The organism is Aliiglaciecola lipolytica E3, assembly GCF_000314975.1.
In the GTDB taxonomy this organism is placed as follows: Bacteria; Pseudomonadota; Gammaproteobacteria; order Enterobacterales; family Alteromonadaceae; genus Aliiglaciecola; species Aliiglaciecola lipolytica.
Map to the genome: position 1 here is coordinate 93,752 of NZ_BAEN01000035.1, position 24,502 is coordinate 118,253.

The window sequence follows — 24,502 nt, forward strand, 5'->3', positions numbered from 1 at the left end:
GAATGAAGATTTCAATACCAATGGGAATTTACATGTCAAATACTGCATCAGAGGATGTGAGTGAGGATATAAAGCCTAGCTCAGCAGAGCCGCTCTCAACACAGCAAAACCCAGTAAGTCAAAAATATCGTATGTATGTTTTGATAATCCTGACACTTGTTTATGCGTTTAATTTTATAGATCGACAAATCATAGGCATTTTATCACCTATGATTAAAGCCGATTTGGGGTTAGACGATGCACAATTAGGTTGGCTTAAAGGAATATATTTTGCCTTGTTATACACCTTAGTGGGGATTCCTATCGCGTGGTTGGCAGACAAATATAATCGAGTCAATATCGTGGCGATATCGTTAACGTTATGGAGTGCTTTTACCGCGCTTTCAGGTTTGGCATCTAACTATTTACAACTTGCATTAGCAAGAGTGGGGGTCGGAATAGGCGAGGCGGGCGGTAGCCCTCCATCTCACTCTATGATTTCCGATTTATTTCCGAAAGAAAAACGCGCAAGTGCATTGGCTATTTATTCTCTTGGGATTCCATTTGGTGTCATGTTGGCCTTTTTTGCGACTGCTTTTCTAATTAAAGGCGGCAGCGCAGATTGGCGAATGGTGATGATAAGTGTGGGATTACCAGGTGTTGCTTTAGCTATTTTGCTTAAATTAACCGTCAAAGAGCCAATTCGTGGAGCAGACAATAATAAAGCAGATTTAGAAAAAGTCCCGTTTAAACAAGCAATAAAGACGTTGTTAACAATACCTTCTTGGTGGGGAATGTGTTTAGGTATTTCGTTTGGATCGTTTGGTAATTATGCTATATCGACGTGGATTATTGATTTTTTTGTCAGAGCGCACCCTGACTTTAGCTTTTTCAATTTGTTGATCATTATGGGGATCAGCAACGGAACCGCATACGCGGCCGGAGTTTGGATAGGTGGCGTATTAGTTGATAAGTTAGGTAAGAAGAGTAAAAAAGCTTACGGTCTTGTGCCTGCAGGCATGTTATTGATTGGTACCCCAGCATTTTTCATCGCATTACAAGTGGGAAGTCCAATATGGTCATTGGTGTTACTAACCGTATTGTTGTTTACCAGTGGCGCTTATTTAGGGCCTTCATTTGCATTAGCCCAAACGTTAGCTCCCGTTAGAGTGCGTGCCATGTCTACCGCTTTATTTTTCTTCGTATTAAACATTATTGCTTTAGGTGGTGGACCTACATTCGTTGGGATTTTAAGTAATATGTTAAGTGAATCATATGGTGAAGTGGAATCGCTTAGATTAGCGCTGAGTTGGTTAGTGGTGCCTTATATACTTTCCATTCTGGCATTTTACTGGACTTCAAGACGCGTGGATAAAGATTGGCAATTGGCGGAACAAAGAAACGGATAAAAAAATGCCGCTCCGGGGAGGAGCGGCTATTACCATCAAGGGATGGGAAAGTACCACTAAGTATCAAAGGAAAATGGTGACGATTTAAATGTTAAAACGCTTAATTTGGTAAACCTACTAGCTGATTATCTTGAGATTTTGGTAATAATGAATCAGCTTGTTCTAATTTTGTGTCTTCTAGCATCAGTTTTCCGTTGCAAGCCATAACGTTAAAGTGTTGAGCCAGCAATGTTGAGTTACCTTGCGTTGCAGCAACTTGTTTAAGTTCAGCCGGAGTTTGTTGATTCGATGCAGTTAAACAAACCGACTCTATTGAAGTGCTAATATTGGCATTTGCAACAGTACTAACGCTTAGTGACGCAACACCTGCTAACAAAAGAAGCTTTATTTGTGACTTCATATTGACCTCAATATTGGGTTTGTTTTTTAACGTGGGTTGATTTTGGCCTAGTGAAACATATAAATAAATCTTACTAATAATACTTAGGTATTAATGTGTATACGTTAATTGAAAAGGTATAAAATTACATGGCTTATATCCATTTTGCCCATGCTAACGGTTTCCCTGCGGGAAGTTATCGAGTGCTTCTCGATGACTTACGCCAAAGACACCAAGTGCTAGCGCTAGAAAAGTTTGCTCACAATCCCAACTTTCCGGTGGATTATGGCTGGTCAAATCAAGTGGCAGAGCTTTCTGACTACCTTCAGAGTCATCAGTTTTTACCATGCTATTTGGTTGGGCACTCGTTTGGTGCTGTAGTGTCATTCCTAACGGCTTGCCGGCATCCAAAATCGGTAAAAGGGGTTATTTTACTCGACCCGCCGTTAATAACAGGTTTGACAGGTTTGTTATTTAAGACGATTCGTAGAACTCCCTGGGCCGATAGATTATCACCGGCTAAGTTGGCAGCGAATAGGTGCACAACTTGGCCTAAAGATACCGATTTAGTGAACTATTTTGCGAACAAAGCGTTGTTCAAAAATATGCATCCTGAGTGTATTGAAGATTATGTTTCCTCAGCTGTAAAAGAAACGCCAAATGATTTGATGTTAGATTTTGACAACAATGTAGAAGCAAATATATTTAGAACCATACCGCTAAATATGGGAACTTATAAACTACCCAAAAGTATACCAGCAACTATTATTACTGGTGAAAAAACCAAAGTATGTAAGCAAAAATTGATTGCACCATTTATTGCCAAAAATAATTTGGAGCATCTAGTAGTAAAAGGGGGCGGGCATATGTTTCCATTGGAGCAGCCGCAACATGTGGCTTCGTTGATTTTGGATAAAATAGATCAGTGGGAATCACAAAAGCAAAAAAGTAGTTGAATGTAAAAATATATTTTTCACACTCAAACTACTTTTTACATAGCAAAAATCGTTAAAAGGAATTTAGTAGCCTACTGGTAAACCGAGCATTTCTCTGGTTACCAAAGTAACACCTTTTTCGGTCACTCTAAATCCGCGAGCTTCATCATCTTGACGACTATGGCCAATTACCATGCCTTCTGGAATTATGCACCCTCTATCGATTATCGCTCTGCGTATCCGGCAGTGACGCATAATTTCTACGTCGGGTAAAATCACAGATTCATCTACCACTGAATAAGAGTGCACACGCACATTAGAAAAACATACGCTCTTACGTACCGTTGCACCAGAAATAATACACCCTCCGGAAACAACCGAATTAATTGCTGCTCCACGGCGGTTATCTTCTTCCCACACAAATTTAGCTGGCGGAAGCTGTTCTTGATATGTCCAAATTGGCCAACGTTTATCGTACAGATTAAGTGCAGGTACAGGCTGTACCAATTCCATGTTTGCGGTCCAGAAAGAATCCAAAGTCCCCACATCACGCCAATACACTTCACGTTGATCAACTTCATCAAATGCGTACGCATAAACGGGCTGATCTTTTATGATATCGGGAATAATGTCTTTACCAAAATCACGGTCTGAGTCGGATTTTTCTGAATCGCGTTTAAGTTGTTCAAACAAAAATTCAGTGTCAAAAACATAATTTCCCATAGAAGCAAGACACATGTCAGGATTGTTTGGCAAAGGAGTAGGGTTTTCCGGTTTTTCTTCAAATCCGTTAATGCGCATGGTTTCGTCAACTGACATAACACCAAACTGACCAGCGGCTTCCTCAATGGGTACTGGCATACAACACACTGTCATTTTCGCACCAGACTCAACATGACGTGCAAGTAAGGTTCCGTAGTCCATGCGATATATATGGTCACCCGATAAAACCATGACATATTTTGGAAGTTCGTTGCGAATAATATCGATGTTTTGGAATACAGCGTCAGCTGTACCTTGATACCAATTGTCAGATGAGCGCTGAGAAGCGGGTAAAATTTCTACAGACTCTCCAAGTTCCTTTTTAAAATGTCCCCAACCTCTTACCAAATGTCGAATTAACGAGTGTGACTTATACTGTGTTACAACGCCAACTCTGCGGATTCCTGAGTTGATACAGTTGGAAAGTGGAAAGTCAATTATTCGGAATTTTCCCCCAAAGTATAAAGCTGGTTTTGCCCGCCAAGTCGTGAGTTCGTGCAACCTCGATCCTCGCCCTCCGGCAAGAATCAAGGCATAGGTGTCGCGGGTCAAATTACTGATGTATCGGGGGTTTTGACTATCCATATAGTTACTTCCTCAAACAATTTATAATTTAGGTAGGACAAGGAGATAGACAACTTTAACAGTCACCTTGATATAAAGAGTTTGGCACGTAATTTCTGCTAAAACAATTTGAATTGTTAAAAAATTATTAAGTATTTCTGCTAACTATGGTCTAACACTGGCAAATAAATGAATATTCGCTAATATTAAGCCACATTTTATCGTTGCTGTGCGGAATAGGACTGAAAATGCACCATATGGCGATTTTAGTTACTCAAAACCTTCCCTTGTTTGAATTGGGTTGTGCATTAGAGGTATTTAGTTTACCGAAGAAGGAAATCTCACCTTGGTACAAATGCGATGTAGTTAGTTTTGACGGCGAAAAGCTAGCCACTTCAACCGGTATGTCGATAGAAGTTACTGAAGTCTCTGAACTGTTGCATTACGACATATTATTGATTCCAGGATGGGACACTGAATCGCGCAAAATTAAACTTGCACTTGCCGAACAGATCGTCGCATTTCACAGTCTTAATAAACGTATCATTACCTTTTGTTCAGGTGCTTTTTTGCCTGCTCAGTTAGGGCTGTTAAATGGCTTTAAGGCCACTACGCACTGGCGATATGCAGATTTATTTAAACAACGATTTCCGGCAGTAGAATACGTTGATAATGTGCTCTATACCCAACAAGACCATATTTCTTGTGCTGCTGGTAGTGCCGCAGGGCTCGATTTGGCGCTCGAAATCGTTCGTCAGGACTTCGGTCACGAAGTGGCAAACGTGGTTGCTCGAAGACTCGTCATTTCGCCACATCGAGCAGGAGGGCAGGCGCAGTTTGTGAATACGCCTATGCCACATAAACATCATCGTTTTGCTAAAACGCTGGATTGGTCAATTAAAAAACTAGACAGCATTTTAAAAGTGGATGATTTAGCACGCCATGCAAATATGTCACGTCGTAGTTTTGATAGGCATTTTAAAGCGAGCGTAGGAATGCCACCAAAAGAATGGTTAAATCAGCAGAGAATTAGATTAGCAAAAGAGCTTTTAGAACACGACCGCTTATCGATGGATGAACTCGCGACTCGCGTGGGGTTTGATAATACGGTTACGTTACGCTTTAACTTCCATAAATTCGTTGGGATTTCTCCGAGCGAATATCAACAACAATTTTATCAAGGTAAAGAAACGCATTAATGACAAAACAAGATGAAATCAATAAAACCAAAACAAGTGCATCAGAAAAACGCAAAGTCGTATTTGATCATGACGGAGGAGTAGATGATTTATTGTCGTTGATGCTTCTGTTGAGCATGGATCATGTCGAACTTTTAGCTGTCACCATCACACCAGCAGATTGTTATTTGTCAGATGCAACCATTTCAACATTGAAAATTTTGGCCATGTTTGGGCGTAAAAACGTGCCTGTTGGTTTAGGAAATATTCATGGCGTAAATGCGTTTCCTGCAGATTGGCGAGCACAGCCAAAGATTTGTAATGTATTGCCTGACATGTTGACACAACAATATGATCCTCAACAGGTGTCAGACTTACAGGCTGATGCTCTGATTAAGTCATGTCTGAGCACAAATCAAGATGTCACCGTGTTAATGACAGGACCAAGTACAAATTTAATTGCAGCAATTGAATCTCAACCTGACATCAAAGAAGCTATTGAGCAGGTGGTTTGGATGGGAGGCGCTGTAGATGTGCCTGGCAATGTAGCGATGTACAATCACGATAAAAGTGCCGAGTGGAATGCGTATTGGGATCCCACGGCCAGTCAAAAGTTAATTGCATCTGGTTTAAATATTAAATTAATCAGTCTGGACGCCACAAATTGTTTGCCTGTTAATGTCGATTTTTTGAGTCAACTGGCAGCACAAAAACACTATCCAATTTCCAGTTTGGCGTGTCAATTCTGGGCTACTACAATCAACACTATTCCAAGTTATGAATTTACTTATTTTATGTGGGATGTTTTGGCGACTAGTGTCTTAGGACTGCAGGGCAATGAAATTGAGTTTCAGACCGTTAAAATCGATGTGGCGACGGAAGAGCCTAATGAAGGGCAAACTTATCGTGATCCAGATAACGGATTTGCTATTGATGTGGCGTACAACGTAAATAGAGACGCTGTACTGAACTATATATTAGAACAATTTAAACGATAACCTCGGAGAGTGCGATATGGGCATGTTAAAAAAAATCATTTTTACAATTCTAACTATCTTGGTGATTTTTATCGCAATTGGGTATTTTTTACCGTCTGATTATCAAGTGCAACGCAGTGTTACAGTAAATGCGCCTGCTGAGAAAGTTTATGCTCAAGTTGCCGATCTTAAAAAGTGGCGAGATTGGGGAGTATGGTACGAAAAAGATCCAAACATGATCGTTAGTTATTCTGGTCCTGAATCTGGCGTGGGTATGAAGTCTTCTTGGAAAAGTTCAACGGAAGGCGATGGGGAAATGACCATCGTTGCTGTAGAGCCGGCTAAAAGTGTGACTTATGACTTGTATTTTCCTGATTTTGAAATGTCGTCAACTGGACAACTCACTTTTGCTCAGAATGGCGGTCAAACCGTCGTGACTTGGGTTGCAGCCGGTGATGTTGGGGGGAATCCTGTCAATCGATATTTTGCAATGGCAATGGATTCGCTAATTGGACCTGACTTTGAAAAAGGCTTAGCAAATCTTAAAAGCTTGTCAGAAAAGTAATTTTCTTCTAGCAAACACAGGTGCTTTTATTGGCTCTCTATAAAAGCACCTTGTGTTCGTCCGTGGCCTGTATCTTGATCATAGCGTTTATTTTGTAATTGATATTGTTTAACGATTCTTGCTACTCGCTGAGTTGCCTGATGTTTTAATTGGCTACATTGAAAGTGTGGCGTCATGCTATTAAGTTTTCGTTCAATGGTTTCCCCAGCTTCAATCCAAATTGCCTGATGACCTTTCTCATGTTCTAAAAGCGCTGCATAATAATCGTCAAACACTTGTTGCAATTGAACCGACGTATTTTGTCTATTCGACATCTCTGGCATGGTATAAATGCCATCTAAAAATACCCTTATATCGACCAAATAACATAGATTACTGATCATTTGTAATCCAAATTGCGGGGTCAGTTGCCATTGTGTGCGACCGTGAAATAATTGATTTTCTCTCATCACCGGAGAGTTCAAACGTAATTCAGTTTTTATTTGTTGGGTAGTTTCAGGTTTTATCGAATAATGCTCAAACCTCTCTCGCAGCACTACGTCAGCATAAGCCGTGATACTTGTCGCAGCGAGAGTGCTGCAAATGGCTATTACAAGCCAGTTAAACTTCATTTCAATTTCATCAAGTTGAACAGACAGACCTTTAAAATACGTGTTTCGCTCATTTATTTAAAGCAGTTTGTGATTTCCTCTTTGCGAGTATTTGTAAATTGAAGTGTGGGAATTCTCATTGTTTACGCATCATTAACCTGACAAATAGTAATTAGTTGTTTAAAATTTGATCAGTAATGGTTGGAATAACCAATAAACGATAACGGATAGGAAATCAAAGTGAATACGGTGCGAACCAGAAGTAATCCAATGATTATGGTTAGTCTGATTGTTGCGCTAATGTTGTTAATAGCAGCAATTATATATTCAGGTTCAAAACCAGCATCGGGACCAAAAGTGATTCTACTATCCTCTGGTGAATGGGCGCCGTATTCAGGGGAAGGCTTACCACAACAAGGTATTGCCAGTGTTATCGTTAGATCTGTGATTGAGCAAATGGGATACCAACTCGAGATACAATTCATGCCTTGGAGTATCGCCCAATCCAAAGCCGAGTCATCACAGCAAGATAGCCAAATAAGTGGTACCTTTCCGTATATCCGCACTGAACAAAGAGAAAACCAATTTTATTTTAGTGATCCAATTATTGATGTGCCAAATGGTATTTTTTATCACCGGCAATACAGCCCTTTGGCAGCCACCATTTCGAAACCATCTGACTTACAAAACTATGCTGTTATCACCTTGGCTGGATATGAATACACGGAAAAATTACGCCAATATATTCCACAAAAAAGCTGTAATTTCAAAGATACGTTACAAGGCTTTGAGATATTGGATAGTGATCAACAGTGGGTGCTAATAAGCACTAAAAAGTTAACGAAAAAAGTTGTAGAAGAGATTAGAAATAGTGCTGAAACAAAACGACTAAATCTAGGAGATTCGCTTTTACAGATTAGACAAATAGCGCACTCAACATTGCCAACAATATTTCAAAACGAAGCTAATAATCTGTTTGCATACAAAGTGTCAAACCAAGCTAAATCGCAAACCTTTGATATTTTACAAGCGCAAAATGTCACTTTTATTGTAACGCCTGAGATTAACGGTGATTCTGTATTTATCAAAAAGAATAATACGGATTGCCAACTATCATTTATTGATGGTTTACGCTGGTTGGCTTATATGTCAAAGCCAAAAATCTTGATTGAATCCATGCAAGTTGGCGAGACTTTACTCACCAAAACAAAGCCAGAACTGTCGGCTAAAGTTGGCTTTGCTAATTACATTGATTACGTGCCGCATAGCGTGATGTTTTCCAAAAACAACCCCAACAATCTGTCGCTAAAAAATCAGTTCAATGAAGTGTTGAAAAGACTTAAAAGTAACCCTCAGGCATACAACAGCTTACTTAACCAAGCGACAAATGAAATCGATTTGGCGGATTCGGTCATCCTAACAGCCAGTTCTCAGCACGCATTGGTTAAGGGCCAACTTTATGATCCACAACAATTAAAATGTCTACAGACGGAGATGTTTACCTTTCCAAAAGGATCAAAAGCATTAGTGCGGCAATGGCCAGATATCTTTTTAGATAGTGCAAATGAAGCTAAAAATAAAATGGTAGTAGCTAGCGTTTTGAATGGCCCATTAGCCTCGAAAATAACCATGTATTGTTTTGAGCCGACATCGGTACAACTACAATAAATGTTAAAAGGAAGAACGATGAAACATAAAAAGAACCATAGTATGTTATCCAAATCGGCGCCTTACTTACTGACAATATATTGCATCGCAGTATTGTTATTTTTTCTTGCCGAGTTGAAGTTATTTGGTTTGGATGAATATCTGCGTGCTACTAATCAAGTTTTAATTCTATTTGCTTTATTGATCATGCCGTTTGTTATTATTAACATGCCAAGCTTTATTCAGTCTCTAACGTTAAAAGTGTCGGACAAAGAGTTTCACGTACAACTCAATGAATTGGAATCTAATTTCACGCAAACCATAGGACGCGTTCAACAACAAGTTAGTACTTCAGAGCAATCCTTTTGGCCAATTTTAGCGGGTGTTGATATTTTAGCTGAGAAAAGATTAGAAGGAGCTAATCCGCGAATTATCATTGGTGCTAAAAACGATCCTTCACAATTGTTTTTTACGCAATTATTAGCATTAGCGATTACCCATGAAAATGCGCATATTGTGTGTGATATTCGATATCCTAATGGCGATAGTATGCATAATTTTGCTGAATTAAAATATCGGTGGTTGGATATCTATATGGATTATACCGGTACTTGTATTCAATATTTCAATATTCACCATAAAACAACTAAGAATGAAATTAAATCTCATGCGACTTTGACTGATGAATTAAATCAATATGGACAAGAGTTGGGGATAAAATGGTTGCCTAGTTTAGGCTGCAGTGAAGATTATTGTTTAGTGATGACCCCCGAGTTTGCTGAATCTGAAGAGATAACCAGTATCAATGATTTAAAAACCAAAGGAGGTAAGTTAACCTTTAGTGCAGATCCAGAATTTATGAATCGAAAGGATTGTTTACTGGGCTTGTTGGAATACGGAGTCAAGTTTAAATCTGTTCTACCGTGCAGCGTAACTGACCGATATTCCGCTAAAGAATCGGGTGAAGCTGAAGTCTTCGTCGGTTATGAATCTGACCCTCAGGTTTTTAATGGCGAAGTGACTCGGTTAAATGACAGTGAACAGTTCTTTCCAAGATATCTAGCTCAGCCGCTGGTATCAGACACAGTACTGCGCAAGATCCCGGGTCTGGAAGAACGACTATTGTTGTTGAAAGATTGTATGCAGACCAACGACCTCAATGAGATCGTGTCTAGAATTAGTTACTCAAATAACGATCCACAAAGGGCTAAAGCTGAAGCCCAGCGAATTTTCAATAATGCATTAGAAAAACACAAACTAAAAGAATCTGTTAAGTAAGTTGAGGCGTCTTAATTGAGCATTGCATTGGCGACTTTCGAAGTGGAAGTCCGGCCAAGTGCTTGCATTATATTTTGTCCGGCTAAAACCAACTTGTTTAAATCAACACCCGTTTCTATTCCCATCCCATTTAACATGAAAATGACGTCTTCAGTTGCTACATTTCCTGACGCACCTTTGGCATATGGGCATCCACCTAATCCTGCCACAGCACTATCTACTATGTTGATCCCTTGTTGTAATGCAACCAATATATTGGCCAAAGCCTGTCCGTAAGTATCATGGAAATGCACTGCTATTTTGTTGTTTGGGATAACCTTTTGCACTGTTTCCAACATTTTTTGCGATTTGTATGGAGTGCCTACACCTATAGTATCTCCCAATGAAATTTCATAGCAGCCCATATCCAAAAGCTGTTTTGCTACTTCCGCAACTTTTTGAGGCGAAACTTCTCCTTCATAAGGGCAACCCAGCACACATGATATGTAACCACGCACTGGCTTTTTATCCTTTTTAGCTTGTTCTAGTACGGGTTCAAAACGTTGTAAACTTTCTGATATGGAACAATTGATATTTTTTTGCGAAAAAGACTCAGAAGCAGCGCCAAAAATCGCAACTTCATCCGCATCAGCCAAACACGCATTTGCATAACCTTGTAGATTGGGCGTCAGCGCTGAGTAGGTTACTTCGGGATGACGAATAAGTTGGCGAAAAATATCAGCACTGTCCGCCATTTGCGGTACCCATTTGGGTGAAACAAAACTTCCCGCTTCAATAAATGTTAATCCACTTTGCGCCAATTCATCGATTAAACGTAATTTATCGGCAATGTTGATGAGTTGCTTTTCATTTTGCAGCCCGTCTCGTGGACCAACCTCAACAATTTTTACTGATGCAGGGTAGTTAAGTTTCATTCATCGGCCTCATGTTGTTCAAAATCTAACAAGATAGCTCCACCATCGACTAAATCACCGGGCGAAAAATAGAACTCTTTTACTTTCCCCGAGCTGGGAGCTTTAATTGCATGTTCCATTTTCATTGCTTCCATGACCATCAAGGTTTGCCCTTTTTCAACTAGCTGTTCAGTCTCTACTAATTGCGCCACGATAGTGCCATTCATCGGTGCTGCGAAGCCCGCATGATGGTCATCTGCATCCGACAGACCTAAATCAGGTGTATTTAATTTACATTGGATTGCACATTGAGTTGTAAACAATGAAGTAAGTTCTGAATGCACTTGCAGATTAAGCTGGTAACTATGACCATTGATGTTAACTTCCAAAGTACCATTGGCTAAAATACCAAAACACAAATAATTACCCTTATCTGTGGTGATATTAAATCGTTGTGCACCAGAATGTCGGGAGGTTAAATACTCTACGCTAACTTCAACAAGTTGGTTTTGAATGCTCAGACTTAAACCTTCCACGTGTTGTTCGTTCATGCGCCAGTGATTATTTGCCTGCCAAGGAGAGTTACGACTATCACTTCCAGTGTTGCCAGATTGACGTTGTAAGATTAAGTAGGTGACAACCATGGGAACAAGTAATTCGTGTTGGTGCACATCATATACAAACAATTCATCTTCATGTAAATCAATAAAGTGGGTGGTTAGCTGCGCTTGTTTAAACGCGGAATGCGTCGCTAAATTATATAGAAAATCAATATTTGTGGTTACCCCGTCTACTTGGTAAACACTGAGCGCTTTTGCTAACTTACTAAGCGCTTTTTCACGGTTTTGATCCCAAACAATTAGTTTTGCAATCATAGGATCGTAAAATGGCGATACTTCATCACCTTCAAGCACTCCGGTATCAACCCTGATATGTTCATTTTCTTCAGGTGGAATTAAGCGGCTCAATAATCCAGTTGAAGGAAGAAATTGGTTGTTGGGATCTTCGGCATAAATTCTCGCTTCAAACGCGTGACCCTGTATTGCGAGCTGAGCTTGTTGAAGCGGTAATGGTTTTCCTGTCGCAACAGTTAACTGCCACTCTACCAAATCTTGCCCTGTGATCATTTCGGTAACCGGATGTTCCACTTGCAAACGGGTGTTCATTTCCATAAAGAAAAATTGCCCATCTGGCTCTAGTAAAAACTCTACAGTTCCTGCGCCAACATAGCCAATAGCTTGTGCAGCCGTTAAAGCCGCTTCACCCATTTGTTGACGTAATTCTTCTGTCATTCCTGGGGCAGGGGCTTCTTCTATAACTTTTTGGTGGCGTCGTTGTACCGAACAGTCTCGTTCGAATAGATATACACCCTCGCCGTGGGAGTCACAGAATACTTGAATTTCAACGTGACGAGGCTGGGTTAAATATTTTTCGACTAACATTATGTCGTCACCGAAACCTGACATGGCCTCACGTTTAGCCGCATCTAATGCATCAAAAAATTCGTCACTATGACTTACTTGACGCATTCCTTTTCCACCGCCACCGGCAGCGGCTTTTAACAATACTGGATAACCCATATCGTCAGCATGTTTTTTGAGTAATTGTGGGGATTGATCTTCACCGTGATAGCCAGGAACCAACGGGACACCTGCTTCTTGCATTATCTGTTTAGCAGCCGATTTTGAACCCATCGCTTCAATGGCGGCTACAGGTGGCCCCACGAAAATAATATTGTGTTGTTCGCAAAGGCGACAGAATTGGGCATTCTCAGATAAAAAACCATAGCCGGGATGAATCGCATCTACGCCTAATTTAATCGCAGCAGCGATTATCAACTCGCCTTTGAGATAACTTTCTCGGGAGGGTGCAGGACCCAGCCTTACTGCTTCATCAGCCATTTTAACGTGTAACGCATTTGCATCCGCATCTGAATAAACTGCTACTGTGGAAATGCCAAGCAAGCGTGCTGTTTTAATGATTCTGCAAGCAATTTCGCCTCGATTCGCGATCAATAATTTTTTAATCGGTTTAATGTTTTTCATGACTGATCTCGCCAAGCAGGACGTCTTTTTTCTAAAAATGCAGTTAAACCCTCTTGACCTTCTGCTGAAACGCGGGTTGTTGCTATGCGTAAACTGGTTTTTTCCATGAGTTCATCATCAAGTTCTTGATCTTTAACATCGAAAACCAGTTGTTTTGCAGCCGTGACGGCTTCTGGTCCGTTACTAATTATTTGACTAACTAAAAACGAGACGGTTGAGTCCAATTCCTCTTCTGTTACCGCTTCGCTAACCAAGCCTAAGCGACGTGCACGTCTGGCAGAAAATACTTCGGCAGTCATAAAATAACGACGTGCGACTCTATCGCCTAACGCATCGATGACATAGGGACTTATTGTTGCTGGTATTAGTCCTAATTTTACTTCGCTCAAGCAGAATTTACTGAGTCGGCTAGCAATCGCAATATCACAGCAAGATACGAGACCAACAGCACCACCAAAGGCGGCGCCTTGAATTTTGGCAATAGTTGGCTTGGGAAGGGTATAAAGCGTGTGTAGCATCTGGGCTAATGCATTCGCATCGGCAACATTTTCCTCGTAGGAATAATTAACCATGCGCTTCATCCAATTAAGGTCAGCGCCAGCGCAAAAACTTTTACCGTTTGATTGCAATACTAAAACACGTGCTTTTTCATCTCTGGCAACCTGCTTAAATAAACGAGTAAGTAACGCTATAATTTTATCATCAAATGCGTTGTGAACTTCTGGCCTGTTTAATGTAATCGTTGCAACGCCTCGTGCATCGAGGTCGTAAAGTACGTCTTGCGACGCGCTTTGTTGGCTATTTGAATTATCGCTCATAAGAAAAATACCTTACATTCTAAACACGCCAAAGCGTGTGTCTTCAATAGGTTTGTTTAAAGCCGCCGAAATAGAAAGCGCGAGTACAAATCGAGTATCAGCTGGATCAATAACACCGTCGTCCCAGAGCCTAGCTGATGCGTAATAGGGATGACCTTGTTGTTCGTAGGTGTCAATAATAGGTTGCTTAAATTCAGCTTCCTGTTCGGCGCTCCAATTTTCATTTTGACGTTGTTTTTGATCTCGCTTAACTTGCGCTAACACGCCAGCAGCTTGCTCTCCACCCATGACTGAAATACGTGCATTTGGCCACATAAACATAAATCGTGGATCATAAGCTCTACCACACATACCATAGTTCCCAGCGCCAAAACTACCGCCAATAAGAACCGTAAACTTAGGTACTTTTGCGCAGGCTACAGCAGTTACCATTTTGGCACCGTGTTTTGCTATGCCGCCAGATTCATATTGTTTTCCAACCATGAAGCCAGTGATGTTTTGTAAAAATACCAACGGAATTTTGCGTTGTGCACACAGTTCAATAAAGTGAGCGCCTTTTTGCGCAGACTCAGAAAATAAGATCCCATTGTTTGCCACAATACCCACATTGTGTCCGTATATGCGGGCAAATCCGCACACTAGCGTGGTACCAAATAAAGCTTTGAATTCATCAAATTCTGAACTGTCTACAATGCGCGCTATTATTTCCCGGACATCAAAAGGCTGCTTACTATCCTTTGGAATAACACCGTAAATATCTTTCACGGGATAAGCTGGTTCTGATGGTTCGATTGCGTCGATAAAGGTTGGTTTAGGTCGATTTAAACGCGCAACTGCGTCGCGTGCTAGTTGTAGCGCATGATGGTCATTATTTGCCAAGTGATCGACGACACCTGATGTACGACAATGGACATCACCGCCGCCTAACTCTTCTGCTGTTACCACTTCTCCTGTGGCCGCTTTTACCAAAGGCGGACCACCTAAAAAGATAGTTCCTTGATTTTTGACAATTATTGATTCGTCAGCCATGGCTGGCACATAAGCACCACCGGCTGTACAAGAACCCATCACTACAGCAATTTGAGGGATATTCTGTGCTGATAAATTGGCTTGGTTATAGAAGATGCGACCAAAATGTTCACGATCAGGGAATACCTCGTCTTGACGAGGTAAATTTGCCCCACCTGAATCTACTAAATAGATACAGGGGAGGTTATTTTGCTCTGCAATAGTTTGCGCGCGAAGATGCTTTTTCACCGTCAGTGGATAATAAGTCCCACCCTTAACGGTTGCGTCGTTGGCGACTATCATACACTCAACGCCAGATACACGGCCAATACCTGCAATTACTCCAGCAGCGGGAACATAATCGTCGTACACATTTAACGCAGCTAACTGAGATAATTCCAGAAAGGGTGATCCGCTATCTAGTAGCGCATTAATTCGCTCTCTTGGAAGTAGTTTTCCTCTGGATGTATGACGCTCATTTGCTTTTTCACCACCACCAAGTTTAATTTTGGCGATAACCGCATTTAAATCATCAACTTGCTCACTCATGTGGGCAGCGTTGTCGATAAATTCCTGACTTTTAACGTTTAATTTAGTGACGATAGGGGGCACTTATTCGCTCCTAATCCGATTAATAATGAGTTAAACCCACAAGCATGACATCCTGATGTCAAGGTGCGGATAATTAACAAGTTTCGTTAAATAATTCTCTTCCAATCAACATACGGCGTATTTCTGATGTGCCCGCTCCGATTTCATAAAGCTTAGCATCACGCAATAAACGTCCTGTTGAATATTCGTTGATATAGCCATTGCCACCTAGAAGCTGAATTGCATCTAATGCCATTTTAGTGGCCAATTCTGCAGAATAAAGAATAGCACCTGCGGCGTCTTTACGAGTGGTTTCACCGCGATCGCATGAGCGGGCTACGGCATAAACATACGCTCTTGCGGCATTCATCTGGGTATACATGTCAGCTACTTTGCCTTGTACCAATTGAAATTGACCAATAGATTGACCAAATTGTTGGCGATCATGAATATAAGGTACAACTACATCCATACAAGCTTGCATAATGCCTAAAGGGCCGCCTGATAAAACTAAACGTTCATAATCTAACCCGCTCATCAGGACTTTGACGCCGCCGCCTTCTTGACCCAATATATTTTCAGCAGGTACTTCACAATCTTGAAAAACCAGTTCACACGTATTGGATGAACGCATCCCTAATTTATCCAGCTTCTGTGCCTGACTAAATCCCGGAAACGATTTTTCAACGATAAATGCGGTAATACCTTTAGAGCCTGCTTTGACATCTGTTTTTGCGTAAATTACGAAGGTATGTGCATCTGGGCCATTCGTGATCCACATTTTGTTACCATTGAGGATGTATTTGTCACCTTTTTTATCTGCACGTAATTTCATGCTGACCACGTCCGATCCGGCATTTGGCTCACTCATAGCTAAAGCGCCAATGTGCTCACCTGAGACTAGCTTGGGTAAATACTTTTCTTTTTGTGCGTCCGATCCGTTTTTATGTATCTGATTGACACATAGATTGGAGTGCGCACCATAACTTAAACCGATTCCAGCTGATGCTCGGCTCACTTCTTCCATGGCGATAGTGTGCGCAAGATAGCCCATATCCGAGCCACCGTATTGTTCTGCAACAGTCACTCCTAACAATCCCATTTCGCCAAGTTTGGGCCAAAGTTGATTCGGGAAAGCATTATCTTCATCTGCTTTTTCTGCTAGTGGGGCAATTTCGGCCTGTGCGAAGTTGTAAACATGATCTCGAAGCATGTCGATTTCTTCGCCTAAACCAAAGTTTAATGTAGGGTAGGGTGCATTCATTAAAATTATCCTCTTTTTAATAGCTCAAGTTCGTCTTTACAACGAAGTTCAACGTCATCCAGCTCTGTCATCAACACATTAATATCTTCAAGTTGTTGCGTCAGTATGGCGCGTTTTTGAGCGGTCATTTCAAGCATCGCTTGAAGTTGTATTTTGGAATTTTGATGGCTGTCATAAAGATTAAATAGCGTTCTGGTTTCTGCTAATGAAAATCCTAAACGTTTGCCACGCAAAATGAGTTTCAATCTAACTTTATCTTTTTTACTGTAAATACGCGTTTGCCCAGAGCGTTGAGGAGACAACAGGCCTTGTTCTTCATAAAACCGAATAGAACGTGGGGTAACGTCAAATGCTTTAGCAAGTTCTCCGATGCTGAATGTCTGACATTCCTTGGCTACATCTGTGTTGGGGCTGTTCACTTGCTTATCTTCATTCATTGTTTATTCCTTGGGGTGAACTTGTTTAAGCGATGGGAGACAAGAAGTTGCTAATAAGCTAAGTAATAGTGTTATTTTTATTTACCCACGTACTTTGCCTAAATTTCTTATTCCCAACCTTACCTTTACGTTCACGTAAACTTAATATAAAGGTAATCTACCGTTTGCTGAAGGTCAAATTTTACAATGCTAGGTAATTGAAAAGATGAAAACGAAAATGTTCAGTTTCATGTACAGGTATTCGTCCAATCGAAATTAATCTGCTAGCGAAAACTTTCGATCAACTTTATGATGAGGTTCACTGGTACTAAGTAAATAGCATAAATGAATATTATAAAAGTAACGTCGATGGTTGTCTCGCTTGTTGCGACTATGTTTTTAGCAAAAGTAGATGCTGCAGAAACAGAGTTTGAAAATGTAGCCTATCGTCAAGTATTGGAAGCAGAATTTAACGTCGCAGATAAAACCCTAAGTTACGGTACCGATAAGCTACAATTTGGCAAACTTTGGCTCCCAGCTAAGCAAAATACTAAAGAAAATTTTCCATTGGTTATATTTATCCATGGTGGTTGTTGGTTAAATGCGTTTTCAATTGAACATAGCTACCCTTTGACCAGCGCTTTAGCTAAAAATGGCGCAATGGTATGGAGCCTTGAATATCGGCGAACAGGGGATAATGGTGGCGGTTGGCCGGGTACGTTAGAAGACATAGTACTAGGCATAGAGTATATTTTAAAACAGCAGCCGCAATATGGGTTTGACAGCAAACGTATTATCATCGCAGGTCATTCCGCCGGAGGACATTTAGCATTACTGGCCCAGCAAGCATTGGATTCTCAACAACAATCTAATCACCAGATTCAAGTCATAGGGTTGGCCGCGATTACCGACATCATCGACTATGCAGAAGGGTCAAATAGTTGTCAGCAGGCGGTTGTTGAATTCATGGGAGGAAGCGCTGTTGATGAGGCAAGCGCTTTTGCGGATGCGAATCCTAAGGACGTGAACTCAGCAATTTTGTTACATGGTGATAAAGATCAAATCGTACCTTTGTCGCAAAGTACTAAAACGAATGCAGAAGTCGTAGTCATTCAAGGTGCAGGACATTTTGATTTCTTACATCCAAAAACAAAAGCGTTTTCAATTTTGAATAAATACGTACAAACAAGAAAATAGAATGATTAAATGGCCTACCAAGATATGATATCTACTCCTTTTGCAGTCATCAAAAAGCAGGCTGAAATACTGGATGAAAACGACACGTTACAAACCTATAAACGCTTATTTGCGTTGCCTGAAAATTGCGTCTATTTGGATGGAAATTCTTTAGGAGCATTACCTATTTGTGCCAAGCAGCGCGCTATTGACGTGGTTGAGCAGCAATGGGGACGAGATCTAATTACCAGTTGGAATAAACACCAGTGGATTGATCTGCCAACCAAAGTCGGTGAGAAGATCGCACGATTAATTGGTGCGGCAAAAGGGCAAACAATCTGTTGTGATTCTATTTCTGTCAATCTATTCAAACTAGTGTGTGCAGCGTTAGCAATGCAACCCGGACGAAATGTCGTGTTGTCACAAACCGATAATTTTCCTACTGATTTATATATGGTGCAGGGCATTGAACAGTTATTAGGGCAACAATGTTGCACGTTAAAAACGGTTCCCGCAGACGAGTTAGTCAGTGGACTTAATGAAGATGTGGCGGTACTACTGTTAACTCAAGTGAATTACCGTACAGGATATATTCATGATATGGAAAAAATCACAAAATTGGCGCATGAGAAGGGCATTATTGTGATTTGGGATCTTGCTCATAGTGCCGGTGTACTTGATTTAAAACTTGATCAATGTGCTGTGGATTTTGCCGTAGGTTGCACTTATAAATATCTAAATGGAGGCCCCGGTGCTCCGGGATTCATGTACGTGGCAAAACGTCATCAACCAGTTTTAAAGCAGCCATTGTCTGGTTGGATGGGACATAGCAACCCGTTTGAGTTCACCGCTGAATTTGTCGCAAAAAATAATGTAGAACAATGTTTAACCGGTACACCAACCATTATCTCAATGAGTATATTAGACGCAGCTTTAGATGTGTTCGACGAGGTTAGTATGCTTGAGGTTGCAAAGAAGTCGCAAAAACTGACAGACTTTTTTATGACTGGGATGTCTACTTTGAAACTGGATAGCATATTTGAGTGTATTTCCCCTCAGAAATCTGCCCATCGCGGTAGTCAAGTTGCCTTGAACCATCCATACAGTTACGCGATTTGCCAAGCATTGATAGCCCAAAATGTGATTGCTGATTTTCGTGCCCCAGATACATTACGGTTAGGCTTTGCACCTTTGTATGTTAGTTATGCTGATGTGGCGACTGCATTACTAAAATTAGCAGAAATTGTGCAAACTAAAGCATATCTTCGAGCTGAGTTTAACCAACAAAGTAAAGTGACTTAGCTAACTTAAACGCAGTCAATAGCATCAAGATATTGCTTCCCATTGGTTATTTTGTTCTTCACCTTCAATGATAAATTGCTCTTTATTTGCACTAATTCTTCGACCAATATCATTTAAGCGCTTGCGGTTGTCATTACTTAGCTCGCGTTTATCTAATTCGTTAAATAAGCGCAGGGTTTTGGCCTTTTTGTATTCAGCTAGATTTGACTCTAAAAGGGCTTGCAATAAATTTAATCCAAATGCCGCTTCTTTGGGAAATAACAAATAGGCTTGATAGAAATAATCAACGGATTCTTGATATTGTTGTTGGTTGTGTAAGTGCAGGCCCTGTTTGTTAAATTTAAGGGCTCGTGGTCGGCGCTCACCCAACTCTTCTTCTTGTTGAGCGATGACCACTGATGAGATGGTTTTATCTGTCAGATCCTCAGTTTCGTGCATTTTTTCTTCACAATCAAACAAGATTTGTGCTGCACGCAATTCATCTCCTACACCTATCCAGGCTTTAATAGCATCGGTCATGGTAGGCACATCAGCGCTATTAAAGTCTTTCTGATCTACCTCATCTAATAACGCAGCAGCTTTATCTTGATCATTCTCTAGAATTGCCGCCAATATGTTCATGTAATCACGTTTTATCGCAAGGTTTTCTTCTAAATACTTACGACCAGCATTACCTATTAAATAACGAGCTACACGCAATGGATTCGCTCGTTCATTAGCTTGCTTGGATTCGGCTATTGTCAAATAACAGCGCGCTAATTCTAATGAGAATTCAGCGTACTTTTCTCTTATGTCTTTCGCGTTGAGGCGTTTTCGTTCGAGTAAATCAATTGCTTTATCCATTTTGTTTTGCAGTTGATAAACATAGGACTTGAGTTTAGCGGCTGTCATGGAAAGCGAACTTTCTTTAATAAGATCGATGTATTCTTCAGCTTCTTCGTATTCTTTTCTGCCAATACAAATTCGGGCTAACCATTCACACGCTTTGTCATTGGTTAAATGCGCACCTAACATATCCTTTAACAAGTCTTCACTTATTTGAATTTTACCGGCTAAATATTGAGAGTGGATGACCCCCCATTTTGCCCAAATCACATTTGCTGCATTTTTTAGTACGTTTTCATACAAGGCTGTGGCTTCATCAAATCTACCTAATTTCAGTAGTAATCTAGCGCGAATTTTTAATAAGCTTGTACGTGATTTAGGTAATGTGTTACTCGCTGCTATTTTTTCGAGCTTTTCTAGCGCCGCTTCCCAATTTTTTTCATCCATGAATGCTAACACTGGCATAACGTGTTTGCGGATTTTTAGTGTATTCGCGATGGTTTTTTCAAGGATGCGTATGGTGTAGGGCTTAATCACCAAATCGTCAGGATGAATATCAACAATTTGACCGATAATTAGTGGCAGTCTATCGGAGGTGACAAAGATTAAACTAGTGGTGTGCTTAAGTAACTTTTCTCGGTTTAATTCTTGAATTACTTCGACACCATTTTTGTGATCCCCTAAATGGAAATCCATTAAAATTAAATCGAATTGGCGAACTTTTAAATCTTTCTTAAGTTCTCTACCGTGTGAATAACAAATGACGTTGCTATAGCCCATCTGAATTAAATGATTACGCAACAAAATCCGGGCCATGCCATTATCTTCAACTACAGCTATGTTGATTTTGGGTCTAACCACGATAATTTCTTCATTCCCTTTAATTCATTTTGACAATATAGCAAGCATAGAAACAGATTAACATCGCCTAGTTGTTTTACCCACTCAATCAATTTGAATTTATTCTAATCAGAGGCACAAATTTGTCGGATTGGCAGCTTCTTCGAGGCTAGTCTAGTCTTATATTGGTCCCTAGGGTAGTTACTTTTATGGTGTGAGTCGGGTCAATAAAGTCCGCGGGTTCTGGGTAACTGTATACAGAAGTTGGCAGAAGCGTAATGTGTTAATTTCATCTTTACGTTAACGTTAAGGTTAAAACTTTGATAACCTTATTTTACAAAGCGTTAACACAATAGATTTTACTCGTTTCTTGAAGGTTTATGTCATGAAAAATGTTCCACTATTCATCAATGGTGAATTTTCAGCTTCACAGTCACAACAGCATATTGCAGTGACTAATCCGGTAAATAACAAAGTGATTGCTCAAGCTCCTTGTGCCACTTCAACAGAAGTGGATATGGCAGTTGCAAGTGCTAAAGAGGCTTTTCTCAGTTGGCGAGAAGTTCCTGTTCCTGAACGAGCAAGATTGATGATGAATTATCAAGCCTTATTAAAAAAGCATCATGATGAAATTGCACAGATACTAAGTAGTGAAACAGGTAAAACCTTTGCTGATGCTAAAGGCGATGTATGGCGCGGTATTGAGGTTGTCGAGCAAGCTGCCAATGTTTGTTCCATGATGATGGGCGAAACCGCAGAAAATGTCGCAAGAGGGATTGATACGTACAGTTATATTCAACCTTTAGGTGTGTGTTTAGGGATTACGCCGTTTAACTTCCCAGCCATGATCCCGTTGTGGATGTTCCCAATGGCAATTGCTTGTGGAAATACTTTCGTGCTCAAGCCTTCTGAACAAGATCCTTTAACACCCACACGACTAGCTGAATTGTTCGTTGAAGCAGGTGCACCAAAAGGTGTTTTGAACGTAGTGCATGGCGGAAAAGATCAAGTACAACAATTAATGACCCATGACGATGTTAAAGCGGTTTCATTTGTAGGCTCAGTCCCCGTTGGACAACATATTTACAAGACGGCGACTGATCATATGAAACGTGCACAATGTTTCGCGGGCGCTAAAAATCACTCGGTAATAATGCCTGATGCAAACAAAGCTCATGTATTGAACAATTTAGTCGGTGCTTCTGTTGGCGCTGCTGGACAACGATGTATGGCGATTTCGGTGGCTGTGTTTGTGGGGGATAGCAAAACATGGATCACTGAGCTAGCTGATTTATTAAAAGAAGTTAAACCTGGATTATGGGATGACAAAGAAGCTGGCTTTGGTCCATTGATCAGCCCGCAAGCAAAAAAACGCGTGTTATCTCTAATACAGCAAGGCAAAGATGAAGGTGCAACTTGTTTAGTTGATGGCAGTGAGTTTGAGTTGCCAGGCTACGAAGAAGGAAATTGGGTTGGACCGACAGTATTTACTGACGTAACCGAAAAGATGGCTATTTATCAGCAAGAAATTTTTGGCCCAGTACTGTGTTGTATGCAGGTCGACACATTAGAAGAAGCAATTGCTTTGGTTAACCGTAATCCTTATGGCAACGGTACTTCAATCTTTACCGCCAGTGGCGCTGCTGCACGTAAATATCAACATGAAATTGAAGTCGGGCAAGTGGGAATCAATGTACCTATTCCGGTGCCGCTACCATTTTTCTCTTTCACTGGTTGGAAGAACTCTTTCTATGGTGATTTGCATGCATACGGTAAGCAGGCTGTGCGTTTCTATACCGAAACTAAAACGGTAACTGCAAGATGGTTTGAAGACGATATTCCTTCAGGTCCAAACATGACAATCAACTTAGGTTAATCAGGGTAAAGGTATAAAAACATGAATTTTGATTTATCAGAAGACCAAATGGCATTTGTCGAAACTGCAAAACAATTTGCAGATCAAGAGCTTGCTCCCCATGCTGCCGAATGGGATAAAAAACACTTCTTTCCTAAAAGTGTTATTCAAAAAGCCGGTGAACTAGGTTTTTGCGCCTTATACACGCCTGAAGATGCGGGTGGGTTAGGCTTGAGTCGTTTAGATTCTGCGCTGATTTTTGAGCAACTAGCGAGTGGTTGTACGGCTACCACTGCAATGATGACGATTCATAATATGGCAACTTGGATGATTGCCTCTTGGGGCTCGCAAAGTATTAAATCTCAGTGGTGTCCATCATTAGTAACCGGAGAGCATTTAGCATCCTATTGTTTGACTGAGCCTGGAGCGGGATCAGACGCTGCTTCTTTGCGTACCTCAGCAATTAAAGAAGGTGACAACTACCGCGTTAACGGTTCCAAAATGTTTATTTCAGGTGCTGGTGAAACGGATGTTTTAGTGGTGATGGTGCGCACCGGTGAAAAAGGAGCTGGTGGCATATCTGCGTTAGTTATTCCGGCTGATGCAAAAGGGGTTATTTACGGTAAAGCGGAAGAAAAAATGGGCTGGAATGCACAGCCTACTCGTTTAATTACGTTTGAAGATGTTTTAGTGCCCGTTGAGAACTTGCTTGGCAATGAAGGCGAAGGCTTCAAATTCGCTATGATGGGATTAGATGGTGGGAGAGTCAATATTGCCACATGCTCAATTGGTACAGCCCAGCGTGCATTAGAAACCGCCACTGAATATATGCAAACTCGTACCCAATTCGGCAAGCCTCTGGCTGCCTTTCAAGCGTTACAGTTTAAATTGGCTGATATGGCAACTGAATTAGTTGCTGCGCGTCAAATGGTACGCTTGGCTGCATTTAAAATTGATACTCAAAGTCCAGATAAAACGACTTACTGTGCTATGGCAAAACGCTTTGCAACTGATGTTGGCTTTCAAGTCTGTAATGAAGCTCTGCAAATTCATGGCGGCTACGGGTACATTCAAGAGTATCCTTTAGAGCGTCACGTAAGAGATGTGCGTGTGCATCAAATTTTAGAGGGTACAAATGAAATTATGCGAGTCATTATTGGTCGACGTTTACTGACAGATAATGACAACCTAATTGTTTAGGAGAAT

At 40.8% G+C, this 24,502-nt stretch carries 21 protein-coding genes; 11 read left to right on the forward strand and 10 right to left on the reverse strand.

Features of this window, described 5'->3' with window-relative positions:
• The first annotated feature begins 32 nt into the window (after positions 1-32).
• Complete coding sequence (locus GLIP_RS07555) at positions 33-1,388, forward strand: spinster family MFS transporter (RefSeq protein WP_008844012.1); 1,356 nt, start codon at positions 33-35, stop codon at positions 1,386-1,388.
• Positions 1,389-1,488: 100 nt separating this feature from the next.
• Here GLIP_RS07555 and GLIP_RS07560 read toward each other — a convergent pair whose 3' ends face one another.
• A complete protein-coding gene (locus GLIP_RS07560) occupies positions 1,489-1,788 on the reverse strand; it encodes a hypothetical protein (protein ID WP_008844013.1) in 300 nt (99 codons plus the stop codon).
• A 128-nt stretch (positions 1,789-1,916) separates the two neighbouring features.
• Here GLIP_RS07560 and GLIP_RS07565 point away from each other — a divergent pair, with 128 nt between their 5' ends.
• Positions 1,917-2,723, forward strand: a complete 807-nt coding sequence (locus GLIP_RS07565; protein ID WP_008844014.1) for an alpha/beta fold hydrolase — start codon at positions 1,917-1,919, stop codon at positions 2,721-2,723.
• A 63-nt stretch (positions 2,724-2,786) separates the two neighbouring features.
• Here the strand turns inward: GLIP_RS07565 and glgC are convergent, their stop codons facing one another.
• On the reverse strand, positions 2,787-4,049 hold the full coding sequence (glgC, locus tag GLIP_RS07570; protein WP_040522309.1) for a glucose-1-phosphate adenylyltransferase: 1,263 nt from the start codon (positions 4,047-4,049) through the stop codon (positions 2,787-2,789).
• A 227-nt stretch (positions 4,050-4,276) separates the two neighbouring features.
• On the opposite strand from glgC, the gene GLIP_RS07575 reads away from it, so the two are divergent.
• Genes GLIP_RS07575 through GLIP_RS07585 form a run of 3 tightly spaced genes read left to right on the forward strand, consistent with a single transcriptional unit; the run spans position 4,277 to position 6,748 of the window.
• The gene (locus GLIP_RS07575; RefSeq protein WP_008844016.1) at positions 4,277-5,227 is read left to right on the forward strand and encodes a GlxA family transcriptional regulator; all 951 of its coding nucleotides are present in this window, start codon (positions 4,277-4,279) and stop codon (positions 5,225-5,227) included.
• On the forward strand, positions 5,227-6,204 hold the full coding sequence (locus GLIP_RS07580; RefSeq protein WP_008844017.1) for a nucleoside hydrolase: 978 nt from the start codon (positions 5,227-5,229) through the stop codon (positions 6,202-6,204). The genes GLIP_RS07575 and GLIP_RS07580 overlap by 1 nt, the downstream gene beginning before the upstream one ends.
• Positions 6,205-6,220: 16 nt before the next feature.
• Positions 6,221-6,748 (forward strand): SRPBCC family protein, encoded by a 528-nt coding sequence (locus GLIP_RS07585; RefSeq protein WP_008844018.1) that lies wholly within the window; start codon positions 6,221-6,223, stop codon positions 6,746-6,748.
• A gap of 26 nt (positions 6,749-6,774) precedes the next feature.
• Here GLIP_RS07585 and GLIP_RS21375 read toward each other — a convergent pair whose 3' ends face one another.
• Entirely contained in the window at positions 6,775-7,359 is a 585-nt protein-coding gene (locus GLIP_RS21375) for a DUF922 domain-containing protein (protein WP_008844019.1), read from the reverse strand.
• 219 nt (positions 7,360-7,578) lie between these two features.
• Between GLIP_RS21375 and GLIP_RS07595 the strand changes: the two genes are divergently transcribed.
• Both GLIP_RS07595 and GLIP_RS07600 read left to right on the forward strand, forming a co-directional pair.
• On the forward strand, positions 7,579-9,006 hold the full coding sequence (locus GLIP_RS07595; protein ID WP_040522314.1) for a substrate-binding periplasmic protein: 1,428 nt from the start codon (positions 7,579-7,581) through the stop codon (positions 9,004-9,006).
• An 18-nt stretch (positions 9,007-9,024) separates the two neighbouring features.
• Entirely contained in the window at positions 9,025-10,263 is a 1,239-nt protein-coding gene (locus GLIP_RS07600) for an ABC transporter substrate-binding protein (protein ID WP_008844021.1), read from the forward strand.
• 11 nt (positions 10,264-10,274) lie between these two features.
• Here GLIP_RS07600 and GLIP_RS07605 read toward each other — a convergent pair whose 3' ends face one another.
• The 6 genes from GLIP_RS07605 to GLIP_RS07630 form a co-directional block, all read right to left on the reverse strand.
• Positions 10,275-11,177, reverse strand: coding sequence for a hydroxymethylglutaryl-CoA lyase (locus GLIP_RS07605; protein ID WP_008844022.1), 903 nt, complete (start codon positions 11,175-11,177; stop codon positions 10,275-10,277).
• A complete protein-coding gene (locus tag GLIP_RS07610) occupies positions 11,174-13,201 on the reverse strand; it encodes an acetyl/propionyl/methylcrotonyl-CoA carboxylase subunit alpha (RefSeq protein ID WP_008844023.1) in 2,028 nt (675 codons plus the stop codon). The genes GLIP_RS07605 and GLIP_RS07610 overlap by 4 nt, the downstream gene beginning before the upstream one ends.
• The gene (locus tag GLIP_RS07615) at positions 13,198-14,019 is read right to left on the reverse strand and encodes an enoyl-CoA hydratase/isomerase family protein (RefSeq protein ID WP_008844024.1); all 822 of its coding nucleotides are present in this window, start codon (positions 14,017-14,019) and stop codon (positions 13,198-13,200) included. Before GLIP_RS07615 ends, GLIP_RS07610 begins: the two co-directional genes overlap by 4 nt.
• A gap of 12 nt (positions 14,020-14,031) precedes the next feature.
• Positions 14,032-15,639, reverse strand: coding sequence for a carboxyl transferase domain-containing protein (locus GLIP_RS07620; protein WP_008844025.1), 1,608 nt, complete (start codon positions 15,637-15,639; stop codon positions 14,032-14,034).
• A 73-nt stretch (positions 15,640-15,712) separates the two neighbouring features.
• Positions 15,713-16,882, reverse strand: a complete 1,170-nt coding sequence (locus GLIP_RS07625) for an isovaleryl-CoA dehydrogenase (RefSeq protein ID WP_008844026.1) — start codon at positions 16,880-16,882, stop codon at positions 15,713-15,715.
• Positions 16,883-16,887: 5 nt separating this feature from the next.
• On the reverse strand, positions 16,888-17,319 hold the full coding sequence (locus GLIP_RS07630; RefSeq protein ID WP_008844027.1) for a MerR family transcriptional regulator: 432 nt from the start codon (positions 17,317-17,319) through the stop codon (positions 16,888-16,890).
• Positions 17,320-17,643: 324 nt separating this feature from the next.
• On the opposite strand from GLIP_RS07630, the gene GLIP_RS07635 reads away from it, so the two are divergent.
• Complete coding sequence (locus GLIP_RS07635) at positions 17,644-18,495, forward strand: alpha/beta hydrolase (RefSeq protein WP_040522316.1); 852 nt, start codon at positions 17,644-17,646, stop codon at positions 18,493-18,495.
• Positions 18,496-18,504: 9 nt separating this feature from the next.
• On the forward strand, positions 18,505-19,776 hold the full coding sequence (kynU, locus tag GLIP_RS07640) for a kynureninase (protein ID WP_008844029.1): 1,272 nt from the start codon (positions 18,505-18,507) through the stop codon (positions 19,774-19,776).
• Between the two features lie 24 nt (positions 19,777-19,800).
• Here kynU and GLIP_RS07645 read toward each other — a convergent pair whose 3' ends face one another.
• Entirely contained in the window at positions 19,801-21,462 is a 1,662-nt protein-coding gene (locus tag GLIP_RS07645; protein WP_008844030.1) for a response regulator, read from the reverse strand.
• Positions 21,463-21,826: 364 nt separating this feature from the next.
• Here GLIP_RS07645 and GLIP_RS07650 point away from each other — a divergent pair, with 364 nt between their 5' ends.
• Positions 21,827-23,317 carry a CoA-acylating methylmalonate-semialdehyde dehydrogenase gene (locus tag GLIP_RS07650; RefSeq protein ID WP_008844031.1) on the forward strand — a complete coding sequence of 497 codons (1,491 nt, stop codon included), beginning with the start codon at positions 21,827-21,829 and terminating at the stop codon, positions 23,315-23,317.
• Positions 23,318-23,338: 21 nt separating this feature from the next.
• Positions 23,339-24,496 carry an acyl-CoA dehydrogenase family protein gene (locus GLIP_RS07655; protein WP_008844032.1) on the forward strand — a complete coding sequence of 386 codons (1,158 nt, stop codon included), beginning with the start codon at positions 23,339-23,341 and terminating at the stop codon, positions 24,494-24,496.
• Positions 24,497-24,502 lie beyond the last annotated feature (6 nt).

Excerpts from the sequence above, each read along its gene's own strand:
- GLIP_RS07555 (WP_008844012.1), top strand. The coding sequence starts at position 33 with ATGTCAAATACTGCATCAGAGGATGTGAGTGAGGATATAAAGCCTAGC.
- GLIP_RS07655 (WP_008844032.1), top strand. The coding sequence starts at position 23,339 with ATGAATTTTGATTTATCAGAAGACCAAATGGCATTTGTCGAAACTGCA.
- GLIP_RS21375 (WP_008844019.1), bottom strand. The coding sequence starts at position 7,359 with ATGAAGTTTAACTGGCTTGTAATAGCCATTTGCAGCACTCTCGCTGCG.
- GLIP_RS07625 (WP_008844026.1), bottom strand. The coding sequence starts at position 16,882 with ATGAATGCACCCTACCCTACATTAAACTTTGGTTTAGGCGAAGAAATC.
- GLIP_RS07600 (WP_008844021.1), top strand. The coding sequence starts at position 9,025 with ATGAAACATAAAAAGAACCATAGTATGTTATCCAAATCGGCGCCTTAC.
- kynU (WP_008844029.1), top strand. The coding sequence starts at position 18,505 with ATGGCCTACCAAGATATGATATCTACTCCTTTTGCAGTCATCAAAAAG.
- GLIP_RS07560 (WP_008844013.1), bottom strand. The coding sequence starts at position 1,788 with ATGAAGTCACAAATAAAGCTTCTTTTGTTAGCAGGTGTTGCGTCACTA.
- GLIP_RS07565 (WP_008844014.1), top strand. The coding sequence starts at position 1,917 with ATGGCTTATATCCATTTTGCCCATGCTAACGGTTTCCCTGCGGGAAGT.
- GLIP_RS07615 (WP_008844024.1), bottom strand. The coding sequence starts at position 14,019 with ATGAGCGATAATTCAAATAGCCAACAAAGCGCGTCGCAAGACGTACTT.
- GLIP_RS07610 (WP_008844023.1), bottom strand. The coding sequence starts at position 13,201 with ATGAAAAACATTAAACCGATTAAAAAATTATTGATCGCGAATCGAGGC.
- GLIP_RS07605 (WP_008844022.1), bottom strand. The coding sequence starts at position 11,177 with ATGAAACTTAACTACCCTGCATCAGTAAAAATTGTTGAGGTTGGTCCA.
- GLIP_RS07585 (WP_008844018.1), top strand. The coding sequence starts at position 6,221 with ATGGGCATGTTAAAAAAAATCATTTTTACAATTCTAACTATCTTGGTG.
- GLIP_RS07630 (WP_008844027.1), bottom strand. The coding sequence starts at position 17,319 with ATGAATGAAGATAAGCAAGTGAACAGCCCCAACACAGATGTAGCCAAG.
- GLIP_RS07650 (WP_008844031.1), top strand. The coding sequence starts at position 21,827 with ATGAAAAATGTTCCACTATTCATCAATGGTGAATTTTCAGCTTCACAG.
- glgC (WP_040522309.1), bottom strand. The coding sequence starts at position 4,049 with ATGGATAGTCAAAACCCCCGATACATCAGTAATTTGACCCGCGACACC.
- GLIP_RS07580 (WP_008844017.1), top strand. The coding sequence starts at position 5,227 with ATGACAAAACAAGATGAAATCAATAAAACCAAAACAAGTGCATCAGAA.
- GLIP_RS07635 (WP_040522316.1), top strand. The coding sequence starts at position 17,644 with ATGAATATTATAAAAGTAACGTCGATGGTTGTCTCGCTTGTTGCGACT.
- GLIP_RS07575 (WP_008844016.1), top strand. The coding sequence starts at position 4,277 with ATGCACCATATGGCGATTTTAGTTACTCAAAACCTTCCCTTGTTTGAA.